At 69.5% G+C, this 19,059-nt stretch carries 20 protein-coding genes; 10 read left to right on the top strand and 10 right to left on the bottom strand.

Annotated features, from left to right (window positions below):
• Window positions 1-81 precede the first annotated feature (81 nt).
• Genes AB0F44_RS23760 through tmk form a run of 3 tightly spaced genes read right to left on the bottom strand, consistent with a single transcriptional unit; the run spans window position 82 to window position 3,406 of the window.
• Window positions 82-1,602, bottom strand: coding sequence for an alpha/beta hydrolase (locus AB0F44_RS23760; protein WP_357359129.1), 1,521 nt, complete (start codon window positions 1,600-1,602; stop codon window positions 82-84).
• Complete coding sequence (locus tag AB0F44_RS23755) at window positions 1,599-2,759, bottom strand: DNA polymerase III subunit delta' (protein WP_357359128.1); 1,161 nt, start codon at window positions 2,757-2,759, stop codon at window positions 1,599-1,601. Before AB0F44_RS23755 ends, AB0F44_RS23760 begins: the two co-directional genes overlap by 4 nt.
• Window positions 2,756-3,406, bottom strand: coding sequence for a dTMP kinase (tmk, locus tag AB0F44_RS23750; RefSeq protein ID WP_350660290.1), 651 nt, complete (start codon window positions 3,404-3,406; stop codon window positions 2,756-2,758). Before tmk ends, AB0F44_RS23755 begins: the two co-directional genes overlap by 4 nt.
• 131 nt (window positions 3,407-3,537) lie before the next feature.
• Here tmk and AB0F44_RS23745 point away from each other — a divergent pair, with 131 nt between their 5' ends.
• The 7 genes from AB0F44_RS23745 to AB0F44_RS23715 are packed head-to-tail and all read left to right on the top strand — an operon-like array spanning window position 3,538 to window position 8,642.
• Entirely contained in the window at window positions 3,538-4,155 is a 618-nt protein-coding gene (locus tag AB0F44_RS23745; RefSeq protein WP_357359127.1) for a DUF4178 domain-containing protein, read from the top strand.
• Complete coding sequence (locus tag AB0F44_RS23740; protein WP_357359126.1) at window positions 4,152-4,664, top strand: DUF2617 family protein; 513 nt, start codon at window positions 4,152-4,154, stop codon at window positions 4,662-4,664. The genes AB0F44_RS23745 and AB0F44_RS23740 overlap by 4 nt, the downstream gene beginning before the upstream one ends.
• A complete protein-coding gene (locus AB0F44_RS23735) occupies window positions 4,657-5,148 on the top strand; it encodes a DUF4247 domain-containing protein (RefSeq protein WP_357359125.1) in 492 nt (163 codons plus the stop codon). Before AB0F44_RS23740 ends, AB0F44_RS23735 begins: the two co-directional genes overlap by 8 nt.
• Before the next feature lie 27 nt (window positions 5,149-5,175).
• On the top strand, window positions 5,176-5,598 hold the full coding sequence (locus AB0F44_RS23730; protein WP_357359124.1) for a DUF350 domain-containing protein: 423 nt from the start codon (window positions 5,176-5,178) through the stop codon (window positions 5,596-5,598).
• Window positions 5,595-7,166, top strand: coding sequence for a polyamine aminopropyltransferase (locus tag AB0F44_RS23725; protein WP_357359123.1), 1,572 nt, complete (start codon window positions 5,595-5,597; stop codon window positions 7,164-7,166). The genes AB0F44_RS23730 and AB0F44_RS23725 overlap by 4 nt, the downstream gene beginning before the upstream one ends.
• The gene (locus AB0F44_RS23720) at window positions 7,166-8,191 is read left to right on the top strand and encodes an ion channel (protein ID WP_357359122.1); all 1,026 of its coding nucleotides are present in this window, start codon (window positions 7,166-7,168) and stop codon (window positions 8,189-8,191) included. Before AB0F44_RS23725 ends, AB0F44_RS23720 begins: the two co-directional genes overlap by 1 nt.
• A gap of 13 nt (window positions 8,192-8,204) precedes the next feature.
• Window positions 8,205-8,642 carry an HIT family protein gene (locus AB0F44_RS23715; RefSeq protein WP_357359121.1) on the top strand — a complete coding sequence of 146 codons (438 nt, stop codon included), beginning with the start codon at window positions 8,205-8,207 and terminating at the stop codon, window positions 8,640-8,642.
• A 110-nt stretch (window positions 8,643-8,752) separates the two neighbouring features.
• On the opposite strand, the gene topA is transcribed toward AB0F44_RS23715, so the two are convergent.
• Window positions 8,753-11,461, bottom strand: a complete 2,709-nt coding sequence (topA, locus tag AB0F44_RS23710) for a type I DNA topoisomerase (protein ID WP_357359120.1) — start codon at window positions 11,459-11,461, stop codon at window positions 8,753-8,755.
• 292 nt (window positions 11,462-11,753) lie between these two features.
• On the opposite strand from topA, the gene AB0F44_RS23705 reads away from it, so the two are divergent.
• Entirely contained in the window at window positions 11,754-12,509 is a 756-nt protein-coding gene (locus tag AB0F44_RS23705; RefSeq protein ID WP_357359119.1) for a hypothetical protein, read from the top strand.
• Here the strand turns inward: AB0F44_RS23705 and AB0F44_RS23700 are convergent.
• Together AB0F44_RS23700 and AB0F44_RS23695 are read right to left on the bottom strand one after the other, a co-directional pair.
• Window positions 12,457-13,935, bottom strand: a complete 1,479-nt coding sequence (locus AB0F44_RS23700) for a class I SAM-dependent methyltransferase (RefSeq protein ID WP_357359118.1) — start codon at window positions 13,933-13,935, stop codon at window positions 12,457-12,459. The genes AB0F44_RS23705 and AB0F44_RS23700 overlap by 53 nt on opposite strands.
• Before the next feature lie 102 nt (window positions 13,936-14,037).
• Complete coding sequence (locus AB0F44_RS23695) at window positions 14,038-14,373, bottom strand: anti-sigma factor antagonist (protein ID WP_091044749.1); 336 nt, start codon at window positions 14,371-14,373, stop codon at window positions 14,038-14,040.
• A 185-nt stretch (window positions 14,374-14,558) separates the two neighbouring features.
• Here AB0F44_RS23695 and AB0F44_RS23690 point away from each other — a divergent pair, with 185 nt between their 5' ends.
• Both AB0F44_RS23690 and AB0F44_RS23685 read left to right on the top strand, forming a co-directional pair.
• Window positions 14,559-16,865 (top strand): DEAD/DEAH box helicase, encoded by a 2,307-nt coding sequence (locus AB0F44_RS23690; RefSeq protein ID WP_357359117.1) that lies wholly within the window; start codon window positions 14,559-14,561, stop codon window positions 16,863-16,865.
• A gap of 15 nt (window positions 16,866-16,880) precedes the next feature.
• Complete coding sequence (locus tag AB0F44_RS23685; protein ID WP_357359116.1) at window positions 16,881-17,252, top strand: hypothetical protein; 372 nt, start codon at window positions 16,881-16,883, stop codon at window positions 17,250-17,252.
• Here AB0F44_RS23685 and AB0F44_RS23680 read toward each other — a convergent pair.
• The 4 genes from AB0F44_RS23680 to AB0F44_RS23665 all read right to left on the bottom strand — a co-directional run.
• A complete protein-coding gene (locus AB0F44_RS23680) occupies window positions 17,249-17,620 on the bottom strand; it encodes an Rv3654c family TadE-like protein (protein WP_357359115.1) in 372 nt (123 codons plus the stop codon). The two genes, AB0F44_RS23685 and AB0F44_RS23680, sit on opposite strands and share 4 nt — an antisense overlap.
• Window positions 17,617-18,015, bottom strand: a complete 399-nt coding sequence (locus AB0F44_RS23675) for a TadE family protein (RefSeq protein WP_357359114.1) — start codon at window positions 18,013-18,015, stop codon at window positions 17,617-17,619. Before AB0F44_RS23675 ends, AB0F44_RS23680 begins: the two co-directional genes overlap by 4 nt.
• 3 nt (window positions 18,016-18,018) lie before the next feature.
• Window positions 18,019-18,195 carry a DUF4244 domain-containing protein gene (locus AB0F44_RS23670; protein WP_141801821.1) on the bottom strand — a complete coding sequence of 59 codons (177 nt, stop codon included), beginning with the start codon at window positions 18,193-18,195 and terminating at the stop codon, window positions 18,019-18,021.
• 39 nt (window positions 18,196-18,234) lie between these two features.
• Window positions 18,235-19,059: serine/threonine-protein kinase (locus tag AB0F44_RS23665; protein ID WP_357359113.1), on the bottom strand; the 825-nt coding region annotated here is incomplete at its 5' end.

The raw sequence follows: 19,059 nt of genomic DNA, 5'->3' as shown, positions 1-19,059 counted from the left end.
ATCCTCTGGTTCACAGAGATCCGCCGGGGCGTCACGACGAGGACCCACCCCACATCGGGTAAATCCGCAGTTCGAGCGGGGTCAGCACTCCAAGCCGTTGTCGGGGACCTTGCCGTCGACCAGGTAGTCGTCGATGGCGTCGTCGACGCAGCCGTTGCCCTGCATGTAGCCGGTGTGGCCGTCGCCGTCACGGGAGACGAGTACGCCGTTGTCGAGAGCCTTGGCGAGGTCCTCGGCCCACTCGTAGGGGGTGGCCGGGTCGCGGGTGGTGCCGACGACGACGATCGGGTTGGAGCCCGCGGCGTCGATCTCGGGCTCGGCCTCGGTGGCCTTGAACTTCTCCGCGGCGCAGCCGTTGAGCATCCAGGCCAGGGCGGCACCGAACGTCGGAGCGGCCTCCTCGAAGGCGGGCAGCTGCTTGCGTACGTCCTCCGGGCTCATGCCGGAGGAGTCGTCGAGGCAGTTGATCGCCCAGTTGGCTTCCATCGTGTTGTTGATGTAGCCGCCCTCGGGGTCACGGCCCGCGTAGTTGTCCGAGAGGCTCATCAGCTGGGAGCCGTCGCCCTTCAGCGCCGCCTGGAGGGCGTCGGTGAGGTAGGGCCAGTAGGACTCGACGTAGAGCGGGGTGATCAGGCCGTAGAGGGCGTTGCCGGCGGTCAGCTCACGGTCGCCGGCGGGCAGCGGCTCGGCGTCGATGTCGGCCATCAGCTTCTGGACGCGCTCGACGCCCTCGTCGACGGAGTCGCCGAGGAAGCAGCTGCCCTCGTCGACGCAGTTCTCGACGTAGGAGCGGAGCGCGACCTCGAAGCCCTTCGCCTGGGCGAGGTTGGCGTCGAGGACGCTCAGCCCGGGGGCGATCGCACCGTCGAGCACGAACCGGCCGACCCGGTCGGGGTAGAGCTCGGCGTAGGTCGAGCCGAGCTGGGTGCCGTAGGAGGCGCCGAAGTAGTCGAGCTGGTCCTCACCGAGCGCAGCCCGGAGTACGTCCATGTCCCGGGCCGCCTCGACAGTGCTGACGTGGTCGGAGATGCCGTCCTTCTGGGCCGCGCAGCCGTTGGCCATCTCGACGCCGGTGTCGACGTACGCCTTCTCCTCGGCCGGGGTGTCGGGGTCGGGGTCGACCGCGACGTAGGAGTCCAGGGTCTCGTCGTCGAGGCAGTCGACCGGGGTGCTCTGCCCGACACCACGCGGGTCGAAGCCGACGATGTCGTAGGAGTCGCGAACGGTGGAGCTGAAGGACCGGTTGTTGTAGAGGGCGTACTCGATGCCCGACCCACCCGGGCCACCCGGGTTGATCGCCAGCGACCCGATCTTCTTCTCGTTGGCCGGGTCCTTGATGACCGAGACCTCGATGGTGCGGCCGGTGGGGTCGGAGTAGTCGAGCGGGACCTCGAGGGTCGCGCACTCGAAGGCGCCGTTGCACTCCTTCCAGTCCAGCTTCTGGCTGTAGAAGGTCTGCAACCCCTCGGTCGGGGCCGCGGTCGCCTCAGCGCTCGGACTCACCTGGTCGGCGTCGGGGGTGCCGCCGTCGGCACCACAGCCTGCGGTGATCACGGTCAGAGCGCTCAGCGCGGCGGCGCCGGTCACTGCTTTGAGTTTCACTGATCTCCTCCGGGCGGCAACAGCGCCACCATCATCGCTTCCAGCACCAACTGGGGCTGCACGTTGAACTCCAGCAGCTGCTCGCGGGCTTCGAAGATCGCCCCGATCCGCTGCAGGTTGAGCTCGGGGGTCGAGGCCGCGACGAGCTGCTCGATCTCGCGTCGGTGCTCCTCGTTGACGAGGGTCACCGGAGCGCCGGCGGCGATCGTGATCGCGTCGCGGTAGACCGAGACCAGGTCCATCAGCCCGCGGTCGATCACGTCGCGGTGGCGGCGGGTCGCTCGGCGCTTCTGGTCCTTCTCGAGCGCGGACAGCGCGGGACCGTATTCGCGCGGCCGGCGGCCGCGATCGACCACGCCGTAGCCGGCGTCGAGGTCGGCCTTCTCCCGAGCGTCGAGGTCAGCGGTGACGGCGTCGGCCTCCTCCTTCGAGACCGCGGCGAGCTCGCCGGCGGCTCTGAGTGCGTCGGCGAGGGTGTGCAGCCGGGCCGGGTAGGCCACCACCTGCTCGCGCCGGCGCCGGGTGTCGTCGTCGCGGGCCAGTGCCTTGGCCCGGCCGATGTGGCTCTGGCTCGCGCGCGCCGCGTAGGCCGCGCGCGCCTCGTCGACACCGAGCGTGCGCTGGAGGAAGGCGGTCACGTCGGGCGCTGACGGGGTGGTCAGCGTGACCAGCCGGCACCTGGACCGGATGGTCGGGAGTACGTCCTCGACCGTCGGCGCGCAGAGCATCCACACCGTGCGGGCGCCGGGCTCCTCGACGGCCTTGAGCAGCGCGTTGTTGGCCTGCTCGGTGAGCCGGTCGGCGTCCTCGATGATCAGGATCTGCCAGCGGCTTCCGGCCGGGCTCAGGGCGGCCTGACGGACGAGGTCGCGGATCTCGTCGACGCCGAGGGTCAGCTTCTCGGTGCGCACCAGGTTGACGTCGGCGTGGCTGCCCGCCAGCACCGTGTGGCAGGCGTGGCACTGGCCGCAGCCGCCGTTGGGGCACTGGAGCGCGGCGGCAAAGGCGATCGCGGCGTTGGAACGCCCCGAGCCCGGAGGACCCGTGAAGAGCCAGCTCTGGGTCATGCCGTGGCCGGCTGCGGCGGTCTTCAGCGTGGAGATGATGTGACGCTGGCCGACCAGGTTGTCCCAGACCGACATGGTGGAGACGTTCATGCGCTCACCGCCTGAGTGAGCAGCGGCTCGAGGCGCGCCAGCACCGCGGCGTGGATCTCTTCGACCGGAGCGCGGGCGTCCAGGACCAGGTAGTGGTCGGGATTGCGCTCAGCCAGCCCGACGAACGCGGAGCGCACCCGCTGGTGGAACTCGACCGACTCCTGCTCCATCCGGTCGCGCTCCTCGAACCGGGTGAACCCAGCCGTCGGATCCAGGTCGAGCAGCACGGTCAGGTGGGGTCGCAGGTCGGCGGTCGCCCACCGCGCGACCTCCTCGAGCTGCGCGGCGTCCAGCACCCGGCCGGCGCCCTGGTAGGCCAGCATCGAGTCGACATAGCGGTCGGTGATGACCACCTCGCCCCGCTCCAGCGCCGGGCGGACCATCGACTCGATGTGCTCGGCCTTGTCGGCGGCGAACAGGAGCGCCTCGGTCCGATCGTCGAGGTCGCCGGTCTCCGGGGACAGCACGATGCGGCGTACGTCCTTGCCTACGGCCGTGTCGCCCGGCTCGAAGGTCAGCAGGACCCGGTGGCCGCGGGCGGTCAGGGCCTCGTGGAGCAGCCGCGACTGGGTCGACTTGCCCGAGCCCTCGCCGCCCTCGAAACAGACGAAGACGCCGTGCTCTGCGTAGACACCCGGAAACCTCACGAGGCAAACCTACGGGGTGGGACCGACAACACCTGAGTACGCCGCCCGCGGGTGGAGCGATTCAGGCTGTCGAAGCTCGCACCACCAGGTTAAGGTTCGGGTCGTCCTCACGCTGAACCAAGGAGTCTCCGGTGATCTACGTCCTGATCGTCCTGCTGCTGGCCGCCCTCGCGGTCGCGGCCTACCTGCTCTGGAAGAGCCGGCAGCAGCCGACGGCGCAGAAGGAGCCCGACGACTTCATCGGCGACCAGCACAAGCACGCCTCCGACCAGCTGCGCCAGGTGCGCAACGGCGACGTCATCGAGTACCTGGGCCACAACTGGTTCGTCCGCGGGCGGATCGACTTCGACGAGCACGGCTACCGCTGGACCGAGCACATGCTCGACGACGCGGAGGGCAAGAAGTGGCTCTCCATCGAGGACGACGAGAGCTTCGAGGTCTCGCTGTGGCACGCGATCCCGCTCGGCGACATCGAGCAGGGCGCTGTCGGTGACCGCGACATCATCGTCGGCGGCGTCGCCTACCGGCTCCAGGAGAAGGGCTCTGCCGCCTTCACCGCCACCGGCGCGACCGGAACGGCGCCGTCGGGCACGGCCGAGTACGCGGACTACGAGTCGGTCGACGGCAAGCTGCTCGGCTTCGAGAAGTGGGGCACCAACTGGGAGCCCTCCCTCGGCGAGGTGCTGCAGCCGTTCGAGCTGACCGTCTACCCCTCCACCGACCGGCCCGCGACCCTGGACGACGAGTGACGCTTCTCGACGTCCCGTTCGCGGACGTACGCGGCGACACCCTGCGCTGGACCCTCGCACCGATCCCCTGCACTCCGCTGGCCTCCCGGACGGTGAGCCTCGGGAGCGGCCTCACGGTGACGCTGAGCGTCCTGGGCGCCAGCCATCAGGTCGTCGTACGCCGCCACGACCGCCCGCTCCTGCACGAGACCATCGCGTGCGGGATCGCCGAGGCCGCGCCCCTTCCCGAGGCGCACGCGGCCGACGGCTACCGCCTCGCCTCGCACGTGGAGGAGATGGGACCGGACGAGCTCGCCGCGCAGGCGTCGCGGCTCGTGGAGCGGCTGAGCGGGCGTACGGATGCCGTCGTCGCGCACTTCCCGGGTGACCCGCACGCGGTGACCGCGCTGGCCCTGGACCGCCCCGGAGACGGGCAGGTCACTTGGAACACCTGGCACACCTACCCACAGACCGGCGAGATCGTCGCCACCACCACCAGCTACCGGCCCGAGGAGGGCACAAGTGTCTGAACCAAGCGGCTCCGGCGGCCCGAACCGCAAGCTGATCGGCTGGGCGATCGTCGCGGCGTGCGTCGCGCTCGCCATCATCATCGCCATCGCCGTGTCCGGCGACGGGAACAGCCCCGAGAAGTACCTGCGCAAGAACTTCGACCACGTCAGCGGCACCGACCCCGACAGCGAGGCCGGGATCGTCTTCGAGGACGACGGCACGGTGAGCTCGGTCGCCAACCAGATCGACAGCGGCACCGACGCGGACGAGAACCGGGCCGAAGGATCCAGCCACTACCTGCGCTACGACGACGACTGGCTGGTCGTCGTGGAGCCGCGTACGCCCTCGGGTTCGACGATCACGTTCTACGAGTACGACCGCGGCTACCGCCACCACGCCACGGTGATCGGGCTGTGGGGCTGGAACAGCTACTACGGCCGCAACAGCGGCAGCGGCAGCAGCGGTGACTCGTTCCGCGGCGGCGGCAGCGGATCCGGCAAGTGACCACCCTGAGACTGGAGAGATGAACCGATGACTGACCTTGTGAGCGGACTGCTGTCCACCGTCGCCTTCGCCGCCCTCGGGCTGGTTCTGCTGATGATCGGCTTCTATGTGATCGACCTGCTCACGCCGGGCCGGCTGGGGCAGCTGATCTTCGTGGAGCACCGCCGCGACCCGGCGCTGCTGCTCGGCTCCTCGGTCGTCGCGATCGCGATGATCGTGGCCACCTCGATCTACACCGCGGAGGCGGACACCTTCCAGGGGCTCGCCGAGACCGCTGCGTACGGTCTCATCGGGATCGCCCTGCTCGCGTTCGCGTTCGTGATCCTCGACCTGCTCACCCCGGGCCGGCTCGGTGAGCTGATGACCGACGACAAGGACGACCCGGCGATCTGGGTCGCCGTCGCGGTGCAGCTGGCCGTCGGCGTGATCGTGGCGGCCTCGATCACGTGAGCCTGACTCTCCCCTCGTTGTCCGCGCTGCCCGAGGGACGCGCGGCCCGGCTGCTCGTCCTCGCGGCGGTGTTCATCTGCGCGGCGTGCGGCCTGGTCTACGAGCTCGCACTGGTCACGCTGGGGAGCTATCTGCTCGGCAACTCGATCGCGCAGACGTCGCTGGTGATCGCGGTGTCGATGTTCGCGATGGGCATCGGCGCCGTGCTCGCCAAGCCGCTCATCACGCGGCCGCTGCGCTCGTTCGTGGCCGTGGAGATCGCGCTCGCCGCGGTCGGTGGCGCCTCGGTGCCGGCGCTCTACGCGTCGTTCGCGTGGCTGCATCTCTACACCCCGATGATGCTGCTGGTGACGTTCCTGATCGGCGCCCTGGTGGGTGCCGAGATCCCGCTGCTGATGGAGCTGCTGCAACGGCTGCGGCGCCAGCAGGCCTCGCTCGCGGTCGCTGACATCAATGCGGTCGACTACGTCGGTGCGCTCATCGGCGGACTCGCGTTCCCGTTCCTGCTGCTGCCGACCTTGGGGCTGCTGGTGGGGACGGTGGCGACGGCTGCTCTGAACGTGGTCGCCGCCTGGACGGTCGGGGTGGCCCTGGCCGGCTCGCGCCGGCAACGTGGGGCGGTCACGGCCGTCTGCGGCGCGCTCGCGCTCGCCCTCGGCATGACCGCGGTGACGGCCGACTCCTTCGAGCTCAACGCCCGCCAGGCGCTCTACCGCGACCCGATCATCCACTCCCAGCGCTCGGACTACCAGGAGATCGTGGTGACCCGCGGCGCTCCGGTCGGACCGGCGTTCGATGACGTACGCCTCTTCCTCGACGGTGACCTGCAGTTCTCCTCGCTCGACGAGTACCGCTACCACGAGATGCTCGTCCACCCGGCGATGAACGGGACGCACCAGCGGGTGCTGATCCTCGGTGGTGGTGACGGGCTCGCCGCGCGGGAGGTGCTGCGCTATCAGTCGGTCTCGTCGGTGACACTGGTCGACCTCGATCCCGCTGTGGTGTCGCTGGCGCGCTCGTTCGAGCCGGTCTCCTCGCTGACGTCGGGGTCCTTGGAGGACCCCCGGCTGACGTACGTCGCCGACGACGCGTTCTCCTGGGTGCGCGACTACTCGGGGGCACCGTTCGACGTGGTCATCGCCGACTTCCCCGACCCGGACTCGACCGCTCTGGCCAAGCTCTACTCGGTCGAGAACTACAGCATGATCGCGCGACTGCTCGCCCCGTCCGGGCGGATGGTCGTGCAGTCGGGCAGCCCCTTCTTCGCGCCGGACGCGTTCTGGTCCGTACGGCACACCCTCACCGAGGCCGGCTGGCGGACCACGCCCTACCAGGCGGACGTACCCTCCTTCGGGAACTGGGGCTACGTCCTCGCCTCCCGCGACGGGTCGGCCCCTGAGCTCGCTCTCGACGACGAGGCGCCGGGCGGGCTGCGCTATGCCAGCGACGCCGTGCTCGCGGCCGCGACCTCGTTCCCGCCGGACCGTGCCGAGCGGCCGACCTCGGTCACCACGTTGTTGGATCCGGCGATCCTGGACTACGCCCGGAAGGGCTGGGTGGGCTACTGATGTTCTTCTTCATTCGACTGGCCCGGCGCACCTCGCGCCACTACGCCTGGGTGCTACCGCTCGCGATCATCGGCTTCGTCTTCGTCACCGGCTGGATCGCGATGGCGCTGGCCCAGCCGGGCAGCGACATCGTGCGCCCTGGCAACTACTGGTGGTGGTTCCTCATCACCGCGGCCACGGTCGGCTACGGCGACCTCTTCCCGGAGACCACCGGTGGCCGGCTCGTCGGGGCGTACGTCGTCTTCGGCTCCATCACCACCCTCGCCATCTTGTTCAGCCGGATCTCGGCAATCATCGAGAACGCCAAAGGACGCCGCATGCGTGGAGAGATCAGCTTCAGCGGACAGAACCACATCGTGCTGCTCGGCTACACCGCCGGGCGCACCGAGCGGATCTTGGAAGAACTGCTCTCCGAGCCCGAACGGGAGGTCGTGCTCGCGACCTGGGAGGACCAGCTCTCCGAGCACCCGATGCCCGGGGAGGACCGCCTTCAGTTCGTACGCGGCGACATCACCGATCTCGACGTGCTCGCTCGCACCGGGCTCGCCAGCGCGCACAGCGTGCTGATCGACGCGCGTGACGACAACGAGGCGGTCACGCTCACCGTCGCGGCCAACACCGCTGCTCCTTCGGTGCACACGATCGTGGCGCTGCGGGACATGCGGGTGCAGCGCACCATCTTCCGAGTCGACACGACCGTCCACTGCGTCCAGTGGCACAACACCCAGCTGATCGGCGAGGAGCTCAGCGACCCCGGCATCGCCGAGGTCTACCAGGAGCTCGCCACCGCCGGCGGCAAGGGCACCTACTCGCTCACGGTGCCTCCCTCGGCCGCGACCGTGGACGTCGGCGCCTGGCAGGCCGCCCTCGGCCGCTCGCACGGCGCCACGCTCCTTGCCGTCCGCACCGTCGACGGCATCCAGGTCAGCCCGCCCTGGGATCTGCCGGTCGCCCCCGGCGCCCGGCTTTTCTACATCGCCGCCGACCGGTTGGACTACGACGAGGTCGTCGGTTCGCTCAGCTGACGGGGACCTCGCGATGGACTGCTACAACTGCCGCAACAGCGCCCTCGAGTCGCTGCCGCCACGCGAGTCGATCGTCCGTACGCGGCACTGGCGGGTCGGCCACGCCTTCAACGTCACGCTTCCCGGCTGGCTGGTGATCGCGCCGATCCGGCATGTCACCGCTCTCGACGAGCTGCCCGCCGAGGCGCACGCCGAGTTGGGCACGCTGCTCGGCTCGCTGTCGGGGGCGCTGCGTGCCGTGACCGGGTGCGTGAAGACGTACGTCATGCAGTTCTCCGAAGCCGAAGGCTTCGAACATCTCCATGTGCACCTGGTGCCGAGGATGGCCGACCAGCCAGCGGAACTTCGGGGACCGAACGTGTTCGGCTACGTGACCGACGACGAGACCCAGTGGCTGCCCGAGACCGAACGCGACCGGCTGGCGCGAGAGCTGCAGGGAGCTCTCGGCTGACAGATTCCCGCCAAGGCGGGATTGTGCGGGGCTCTACGACGTCAGGCGGCAGCAGAACCCCGCCATGACGGGGTTCTGCCACGTGGGCGGCCGGGCCGCGGCGTACGGCTTCAGGACTTCTTGGTCGCGGCCTTCTTGGTCGTCTTCTTGGCGGTCGACTTCTTCGTCGTGGACTTCTTCGCCGGCGACTTCTTGGTCGTCTTCTTCGTCGTCCGCTTGGTGGTCTTCTTCGCCGGGCCCTTGGCGCGCTTGTCGGCGAGCAGCTCGGCGGCGCGCTCGGCGGTCAGGGTCTCCAGGTCGTCGGCGGCCCGGAGGGTGGCGTTGTATTCACCGTCGGTGACGTAGGGACCGAAGCGACCGTCCTTGACGACCATCGGCTGCCCGGAGACCGGGTCGGGGCCGAGCTCCTTGAGCGGCGGCTTGGCGGCGGCACGGCCGCGCTGCTTCGGCTGGGCGTAGATCTGCTCAGCCTCCTCCAGCGTGATCGTGAGCAGCTGGTCCTCCGAGCTCAGGGTCCGGGAGTCGGTGCCCTTCTTCAGGTAGGGCCCGTAGCGGCCGTTCTGGGCGGTGATCTCCTCGCCGTCGGCGCCGGTGCCGACGACCCGGGGCAGGGTCAGCAGCTTGACGGCGTCCTCGAGCGTGATGGTCTGGAGGCTCATCGACTTGAAGAGGCTCGCGGTGCGGGGCTTGGCACCCTTCTTCGCGTCCTCGGGGAGCTGCTCGGTGACGTAGGGACCGAACCGGCCGCTCTTCGCGACGACGGTGAGCCCCGTCTCCGGGTGGACGCCGAGGTTGAGCTCCTCGCCGGCCGGGTTCGCGAAGAGCTCCTTGGCCTTCTCCAGGGTGAGCTCGTCGGGCGGCAGGTCGTCGGGGACGTTGGCACGCACCGCGAACGGGGTGCCGTCGTCGCCGGGGCCCTCGATGTAGGGACCGTAGCGGCCGACTCGGAGGTTGACCCCGGCCTCCGGAGAGCCGACCGGGAAGGTCGCCAGCTCGCGGGCGTCGATGTCGCCGAGACCGTCGACCAGCGGCTTGAGGCCCATGACCCGCTCGGAGCCGAAGTAGAACTCCCCGAGCTCGGTGGTCATGTCCTTGTCGCCCTTGGCGATCTCGTCGAGGATCTCCTCCATGCTCGCCGTGAACCGGTAGTCGATCTGGCGCGGGAAGTGCTCCTCGAGCAGCCTGACCACCGAGAACGCGACCCAGGCGGGGACCAGCGCGGTGCCCTTCTTGAAGACGTAGCCGCGGTTGATGATGGTCTGGATAATGCTCGCGTAGGTCGACGGACGGCCGATCTCGCGCTCTTCGAGCTCACGGACCAGGGTCGCCTCGGTGTAACGAGCAGGCGGCTTGGTCTCGTGACCGTCCGCGGTGAGGCTCGCGGCGTTCACCCGCTCGCCCTTGATGAGGTTCGGGAGGCGGGTCTGCTGGTCGTCGGAGGTCTGGTCGGCGGAGTCGGTGCCCTCGACGTACGCCTTCAGGAAGCCGTGGAACGTGATCACGCGCCCTGTCGCGGAGAAGACGACGTCCTCGCCCGTGGCCGCCGAGGCGCCGAGGCGGATCGCGACCGAGTTGCCGACCGCGTCCTTCATCTGGGAGGCGACGGTGCGCATCCAGATGAGCTCGTAGAGGCGGAACTGGTCGCCGGTCAGACCGGTCTGCGCCGGAGTGCGGAACGAGTCACCCGCGGGGCGGATCGCCTCGTGGGCCTCCTGGGCGTTCTTGACCTTGGAGGCGTACGTCCGGGGGGCGTCGGGCAGGTATTCGGCACCGTAGAGCTCCCGGACCTGAGCGCGGGCCGCGCTGACGGCGTCTCCGCTCAGGGTCGTGGAGTCGGTACGCATGTAGGTGATGAAGCCGTTCTCGTAGAGACGCTGGGCGACCGACATCGTGGTCGACGCGCTCATCCCGAGCTTCCGGCTCGCCTCCTGCTGCATCGTGGTGGTGCGGAAGGGGGCGTACGGGCTGCGCTTGTAGGGCTTGGACTCGACCGAGCGGACCTCGTAGGTCTGGCCCTCGAGGCCGGCGGCGAGGGACTCGGCGCGGGTGCGGTCGAGGTGGACGACCTTGTCGCTCTTCAGCAGGCCGTCGGGGCCGAAGTCGGTGCCACGGGCGACGCGGCTGCCGTCGACGGAGGTGATCCGGGCCGGGAACATCCGCGGCTCGTGGTCGGAGCCGGCGTCGAACGTGCCGGCGAGGTCCCAGTATGAGGCGGTCCGGAAGGCGATCCGCTCACGCTCGCGGTCGACGACGAGCCTGGTGGCGACCGACTGGACGCGGCCCGCGCTCAGGCGGGGCATGACCTTCTTCCACAGCACCGGGGAGATCTCGTAGCCGTAGAGACGGTCGAGGATGCGGCGCGACTCCTGGGCCTCGACGAGGTCCATGTCAAGCTCGCGTGGGTTCTCGGCAGCGGCCAGGATCGCGGCCTTGGTGATCTCGTGGAAGACCATCCGCTTGACCGGGATGCCCTTCTTCGGCTTCAGCTCGTCGAGGAGGTGCCAGGCGATCGCCTCGCCCTCGCGGTCCTCATCGGTGGCGAGGTAGAGCTCGTCGGCGTCCTTGAGGAGCGACTTGAGCTTGGCGATCTGCTTCTTCTTGTCGCTGGGGACGACGTAGTAAGGGGTGAAGCCGTTGTCGACATCGACGCCGAAGCGCCCCCACGGCTTGTCCTTGATCTTGGCAGGGGTGTCTGCCGCGCTCTGCGGAAGGTCGCGGATGTGCCCGACGGATGCCTCGACGACATACCCCTGTCCGAGGTATCCGCCGATCTTCTGAGCCTTCGCCGGGGACTCGACGATCACCAACTTGTGTGCCACTGACGTCCTTATCTCACTGCAGCAGAGCCTGGCACCACTGACAAGCTCTGGCGAGACACGTTAGCGCGTGTCTCCAGCCGGCATGGGTCCAGTCACCGCGGTTCATGCGGCACTGAGCTCTCGGACAACATGGCGTGTTGCCTTGGGCGCCGCGAAGACAATACCTAGCACGCTGGGGAGCGGGAGCGTGAAATCGGTGTCTCATCCGGCCATGTCCAAAAACTGTCGGTGCCCGTCCGTATGGTGGCTTTCGAGGACGGCGAGACCAATCCGAACCGAGAGGTCTCTGCTGATGATCGACGCCGAATACATCGACTACATAGAGGGTCTGGCCACGCCCCCGGAGCACCTGGTCTGCTCCGAGTGCGCGCAGCTGCTCACCCGGACCAACGTGATCCTGGAGCGCCTGGAGGCCGAGCTGACCCGGCCCCGCTGGGCGGAGCCGGACACACCGCCACGACCCGACCACGAGGTGGCCCTGGACTGGCTGGCCGCGCTGTGCGGCGGCCACGAGGCGGTCACCGCGCTGGATGCCGCGCCGCTGGTCGAGGACGGGCTGGACCTGCCGGTCGTGGAGGATCCGGCGGGACGTACGCAGCTGGAGGCGGTCGCCGCGCTGCTCGACGAGGTCGCGGCCGACTTCCCGGTCGCGGAGGTGGGCTTCGCGCTGCGACGGGCGCTGCTGCGGCTGTGGGAGATCGACCCGCTGGTCGTCGATCGGCCCACCCAGCCGGCCCAGGTGGCGGCCGGGATCGTGTGGACGGTCCTGGGCGCCAACGGACTCGCCGGGCCGGGCGGCCTGGTCACCGCGACCGAGCTCAAGGGGCGGCTGGACGTGAAGAAGATGCCGTCGGCGTACGGCAAGCAGCTGGCGGCCGCGCTCCGTGGCTTCTGGCCGTGGCAGACCCAGCGGCCGTGGGGCATGCGCGACCTTCCCGATCTCGAGCCGCTGGGCTATCCGGACCTGCTGATCTCGAGCGTGCGCAGGCGCCTGATCAGGCTGCGGGACCAGGCGTGCCTGGCGCGGGACGGAGGAAGCCCTCGTTGACCAGCTCCTGGGCGATCGGCAGATAGCTGCTGCGCACGACCGCGGGGTCGCGGTCGAGGATCTGCGCGAGCGCGTCGAGGATCTGGCCGATGGCCAGGTCACCGTCGCACGCGCCCGCGAAGGCCGCCTCGATCGTGTCCGCCTGGCGCGCGCGGCGCAGGCCACGCTGCTGGCGCAGGATGACGGTGCTGGGGTCCTCGGCGCCGGGCTGGCCGAGGGTCTCCTGCTGGATGTCCTCGATGAGCACCAGCGTGGAGTCCTCAGTGACCTCGACGCGGGCTGCCTCGCCCCACGCTGCGAGCGCCGGGGCGATCGGCTGCTCGACGTCGTAGGGCCACTCGAGGAGCTCGCGCTTCGGGTTGCTCGCGCCGGTGCGGTGCAGGTTGATCCAGCCGAACCCGACGCCCTCGATCTTCTGCTCCTCGAACCAGGACAGCCAGGTGTCGTAGCGGGTCAGGTAGTCCTGGGCGCCGTGGTGGCCGGAGTCCTTGAGCCAGAGCTCGACGTACGCCGCGGGGTCGAGCACCTCACGCTGGACCACGAACGCGTCGACCTCGTCCCCGAGCCATCCCTCGAGACGGTCGTCCCAGGGCTGGTCCTGGGAGATGATCCAGTTGCCCAGGATCTGACACCAGCCGCCCTCGGTGAGCATGCCGGGAGCGGCCCTGACGATGTCCTCGACCACCCGGTCGCCGGGGAGCCCGGAGTCGCGGTAGACGAGGCGCTCACCGGTTGCCGGGCTGATCACGAACGGCGGGTTGGTGGCGATCAGGTCGAAGCGCTCACCGGCGACGGGCTCGAAGAACGACCCGTCGCGTACGTCGATCCGGTCCGCCACGTCGTTGAGGGCGGCGTTGAACGCGGTGATCCACAGGGCTCGCTGGTTGACGTCGGTCGCGACCACCCGGTCGCTGTGGGTGGCGAGGTGGAGGGCCTGGACGCCGCAGCCGGTGCCGAGATCGAGCGCGGTGCCGACCTGGTCACGGATGGTCAGCTGCGCCAGGGAGGTCGAGGCGGGGCTGATCCCGAGCACGTGCTCGGGGCCGACGCGCTGCGGGCCGCCATCGAGCCCCGGCGTGAGGTCGGAGACGACCCAGAGGGCGGTGTCATCGGTGGCGTACGGACGTACGTCGAGGCGGGCCGCGACCTCGCCGACCGACTGCTCCAGGATCCCCTCGACGGCGAGCCGGTCGACGAGCCCGGGCAGGGCTGCCTCGGCGAGGTCCAGAGGGACGGTCGTCTGCAGCAGGAAGAGCCGGATGAGGGTCTCCAGCGGGGTGCCTCCGTGAGTGCGCCGCCGGCCCGGAAGGGTCTCGTTGCGACTCAGCGCGCTGTGCGCGGTCGGACCGAGCAGCTCGGCGACGGAGTCGTAGGAGAAGTCGGCCTGCTGGAGGGCGTCACGGAGCCGGTGCGGGAGGTCACTCACACCTGGAGCCTAATGCGCGCTTCGCGCGCTCACTCCCTCGCTCGGCGCGAGCGGACGAGCAAGCTCGCCGCTCGACCTCGCTCAGTCGTCTGTGGGCTCGGGTCAGCCCGCTGCCGCGCCCTCGGCGCTGGCGTGGATGTCGAAGACCTTGGCGAGGCCGGTGATCCGGAAGATCTTGAGCAGCCGCTCCTGGGTGCAGACCAGGCGGAGCATGCCGTTGTGCTGGCGCACCTTCTTCAGGCCACCCACCAGGACGCCGAGACCGGTCGAGTCGAGGAACTCCACGGCTTCGAGGTCGACGACGATGTCGTAGTGACCCCGCGCGACGAGCTCGGTGATCTTGTCCCTCAGCTTCGGCGCGGTATAGACGTCGATCTCGCCGCCCACGGCCACGATGGTGGCCGAGTCGAGCTCGCGAGTCGCAAGCGTCAGATCCACTTCGAAGTTCTCCTGCCAAGGAACGTGAGACAACCAGCTCCGGTCGGCATGCCTGGTGTCCGATAGCCGGAGTCGATCGTAATGTAACCACGGCTCACCAGGATGCGCGCAAGAAACTCGCAACGTCATGGACACGATGCGGGGCCGCAAGCGTGGCTGCCACCAGATTCTGGGAGAATAGATAGGTGTTGACGACAGCGACCGGTGATCTCGTACGCCGGCTCGCGGACGTCCCGGGTCGCGAGGACCGGCTCGCCCACCTCGAGCAGGTCCCGCCGAGAGAGGCCGTCTTCGCCGACTGGCCGACGTGGGCTTCGACCGATGTGGTCGCCGCCTTTGCCGCTCGTGGGATCGAACGTCCTTGGCAGCATCAGGCGGTGGCCGCCGAGGCCGCCCACGAGGGCAGCCACGTGATCGTCTCGACCGGCACCGCCTCCGGGAAGTCGCTGGCCTATCAGCTGCCCGCGCTGACCGCGATCCGAGACGGGCGTGGTCCACGTGGTGAGCGCGGCGCCGGCGTCCTCTATCTCGCGCCCACCAAGGCGCTCGCTCAGGACCAGCTGACCGGGCTGCGCGAGCTGGGCGCCGACGTGCGCGCGGTGACCCACGACGGTGACAGCACCCGGGAGCAGCGGGACTGGGCGCGCGACTTCGGCGAGTACATCCTGACCAACCCCGACATGCTGCACCGATCGCTGCTCCCCGGTCATCAGCGGTGGACGTCCTACTTCCGCTCGCTGCGCTACGTCGTCATCGACGAGTGTCACCACTACCGCGGCGTCTTCGGGGCGCACGTCTCGCACGTGCTGCGGCGGCTGCGGCGCATCTGTGCGCTCTACGGGTCATCGCCGACATTCATCCTCGCCTCGGCGACCGTCGCGGAGCCGTCGATCGCGGGCGAGCGGCTCATCGGCCTTCCGGTCCTCCCGGTGACCGCCGACGCGTCGCCACGCGGGGAGCTCTCGATCGCATTGTGGCAGCCGCCGCTGACGTCGCACGCGGGCGAGAACGGAGCGCCCGTGCGCCGCGCGGCCTCCGCCGAGACCGCCGACCTCCTCGCCGACCTGGTCTCCTCGGACGTACGCACCCTGGCCTTCGTACGCTCCCGCGTCGGCGCCGAGCAGGTCGCCCTGACCGCGGCCGCCGAGCTGGAAGAGGTCGACCCGTCGCTGCCCGGGCGGGTGGCGTCCTACCGCGGTGGCTATCTGCCCGAGGAGCGCCGGGCGATCGAGGCATCGCTCCGCTCCGGCGAGCTGCTGGGGCTGGCGGCGACGAACGCGCTCGAGCTCGGCATCGACATCAGTGGCCTGGACGCCGTCGTGCTGGCCGGCTATCCCGGCAGGCGCTCGGCCTTCTGGCAGCAGATCGGCCGCGCGGGGCGGGGCGCGGGCGACGCGCTCGGCATCCTGGTCGCCCGCGACGACCCGCTGGACACCTATCTCGTCACCCATCCGGATGCGCTTCTCGGTCAGCCGGTCGAAGCCACCGTCTTCGACCCGGCGAACCCGTACGTCGTCGGCCCCCACCTGTGTGCCGCCGCGCAGGAGCTGCCGCTGACCGAGCCGGACCTGCCGCTCTTCGGACCGGGTGCCCGGGAGATCCTGGACAACCTGGTCGCCTCAGGGCTGCTGCGCAAGCGGCCTCGCGGCTGGTACTGGACCGACCGCCGACGCGCGGCCGACCTCGCCGACATCCGCTCCTCGGGTGGGTCTCAGGTGCAACTGATCGAGGCCGAGACCGGCCGGGTCGTCGGCACGGTCGACGCGGCGAGCTCACACTCGAGCGCGCATGCCGGCGCCGTCTACGTGCACCGTGGCGAGACCTATCTCGTGCACGAGCTCGACCTGGACGAGAACGTCGCGGTCATCTCCCGCGACGACCCCGGCTACTCCACCTTCGCCCGGGAAATCACTGAGATCTCGATCGTCGCCGAGCGAGAGCAGGTCGCGTGGGGAGAGTGCCGCCTGGCGTACGGCGACGTCGACGTCACCCACCAGGTCGTCTCCTTCCTGCGCCGTCGACAACCGGGTGGTGAGGTGCTGGGTGAGGAGCTGCTCGACCTCCCCGAACGCACGCTGCGCACCTCCGCCGTCTGGTGGACCGTGCCCGCCTCGGCCCTCGAAGCGGCTGGCCTGGAGAGCGCCGACATCCCGGGTGCCGCCCACGCCGCCGAGCACTGTTCGATCGGACTGCTCCCGCTGATCGCGACGTGCGACCGCTGGGACATCGGTGGCGTCAGCACCGCGTCCCACCCGGACACCGGCATGCTCACCGTCTTCGTCTACGACGGACATCCCGGCGGGGCCGGATTCTCCGAACGCGGATTCCGTGCCGCCCGGGAGTGGCTCGGTGCCACGCTCGAGACCATCGAGGCGTGCGAGTGCGACGACGGCTGCCCCTCCTGCGTGCAGTCGCCCAAGTGCGGCAACCAGAACAACCCTCTCGACAAGCAGGGCGCGATCGTGTTGTTGCGGCTGCTGCTGCAGAAATAGGCATACGCTGGGGAAATGCTGATCTTGGGCCTTGTGCTGATCGTCGTTGCCGCAGTCCTCATCGTTCTGGGTCTCTTCACCACCGGCAACGGTGATCTCGACGATCCGACCGCCACCCTGCTCGGTCTCCCGGTCGGTTCGACAACGATCTTCGTGATCGGCCTCGTCGCCGGCGTCCTCCTCCTCTTCGGGTTCTCGCTCACCAAGTGGGGCGGCAAGCACCAGGTGAAGTACATGAAGCAGAAGCGCCAGATGCGGGACATGGCCAAGACGCTGCAGGACGCCGAGACCAAGTCCGACACCAAGTCCGACACCAAGTCCGACACCAAGTCCGACACCAAGGCTGAGCCCAAGATCGCGCCCGAGCCCAAGTCCGAGGACGCCTAGTCCGATCGTGAGTCCGTCGGGCCCGCTCTCGCCTCGGCGACCGGATCCCCGGGCTGACCGAGCCAGCGCGGGCCCTCGACCCGCACGGTGACGGTGACGTCTTCCCCGGCGATCTCGCACGACTCCAACGTGGCGCCGTTGCGGTCGGTGATCGCCGTCGCCGCCGCACATGCGTCCTCCGAGACCTGAAGCGCGTTGGCCCCCGCCAACGCCGCCAGATCGGCCGCGGACTGCGCCGTGCGGTGGGCGACGAAGACCGCGCCCACCACACCCAGCGCGGCGCCGAGGAAGAGCAGCAGCCCGATGGCGCCGACGGCGAACGGGGCTGCCGACCCGCGCTCGTCCTTGCCAGCCCGGACCGTGCTCACTGCTCCCCCTGCGCGGTGTCCTGAGCCTGTCGAGGGGTCGCCTCGGTCGCGGCGACCGCCTCACCGCGTACGGTCACTCCCGGCATCCAGCTGAAGATCCCGCCGGGCCCGGTCACCCGGGCTTGCGCGGAGGCGACGACCTCCTCGGCACCGGCGCTGACAGTCACCTGCGTGCCCGCAGGTCCGACCCGACGTCCGCGGGCGGCGGCGGAGCCGCTGTCGTCCCCTCGAGCGACAGCCCGCGCAGTCTCCCGGGCCGCGTCGACCACCTGGATCTGCGCTGCTCCCACCGACAGCAACCACACCAGCCCGATGGTCACGGCCACCAGAAGCGGGATGACCATCACCAGCTCCGCGGTGGCTGCGCCTCGCTCTCCCCGCTGCCCGCGGACCACGGCTCAGATCCCCAGCAGACTGAGGACGTGCTGGAACAGCCTGTTGAGCAGGTCGTTGCCGAAGCCACCGGTGAGCAGCTTGTAGAGCAGGCCGGCGAGCCCCGCACCTGCCGCCGTCCCGACGGCGTACTCAGCCGTCGTGATCCCCTTCTCGTTCTTCCGAAGATGTGCCTTGGCCATGGTTGGTCCTCTCTGATCGATGGCCGTCCGTACGGCCGTTCAAGGACGACAATGACCCGCTCCGCCGACCTTCGCGACCGTCATGTCGCCGGCTGTGGACAACCCGATCCCGAACCCGCCCTGTGGATGACAACTGACCCGCTGATCAGGGGAAACAGCACATGGGCCGCCCGCGGGGTCGCCGAACTCGTAGGCGGTGGACGGGCGGTCGCGCGGATTCTGGGACATGGCATGTTCGATGACGGCGGCCACGTCCGAGGGAATGTCCTGGTCGCGCAGGTCGGGCACCGGCTGGGTGGTGATTCGCAGAAACTGCGCGACCACCCTCTCCCCCGCCTGCCTTTCGAAGGCCGCATGCCCGGTGAGCAGCGCGAACAACGTGGAGCCGAGGCCGTAGATGTCGGAGCGGACGGTCGGTTCGCTGCCCTTGAGCACTTCCGGCGCGGTGAACGCGGGCGAGCCGGTGATCAAACTGCTCGATGTCTGGAAACCGCCCGGGATGCGGGCGATGCCGAAGTCGGTGAGTTGCGGTTCGCCGTAGCCGCTGAGCAGGACGTTGGCCGGTTTCACGTCCCGGTGCAGTATTTCGGCTCGATGCGCGCTCTCGATCGCACCCGACAGCTTCACCCCGGCCCGCAGCGAGTCGGCCCAGGTGAGCGGGCCCTGATCCCGGATGAGCTGTTCCAACGACCCGCGGTTGAAGTACGGCATCACGATCAGCGGCAGCCCGGTCTCGGTCACGTCGACCTGCAGGATGTCGACGATATTGGGATGCCCGGACAGCCTGCCCATCGCCTGTTCCTCGCGCAGGAACCGTTCCCTGCTCTCCACATCGATCTCCGAGGACAGCACCTTCACCGCGAC

It is taken from the genome of Nocardioides sp. NPDC023903 (genome assembly GCF_040639295.1).
GTDB lineage: Bacteria > Actinomycetota > Actinomycetes > Propionibacteriales > Nocardioidaceae > Nocardioides.
Note: the sequence above shows the minus strand (reverse complement) of the source record. Positions and strands in the feature narration are given on the sequence as shown.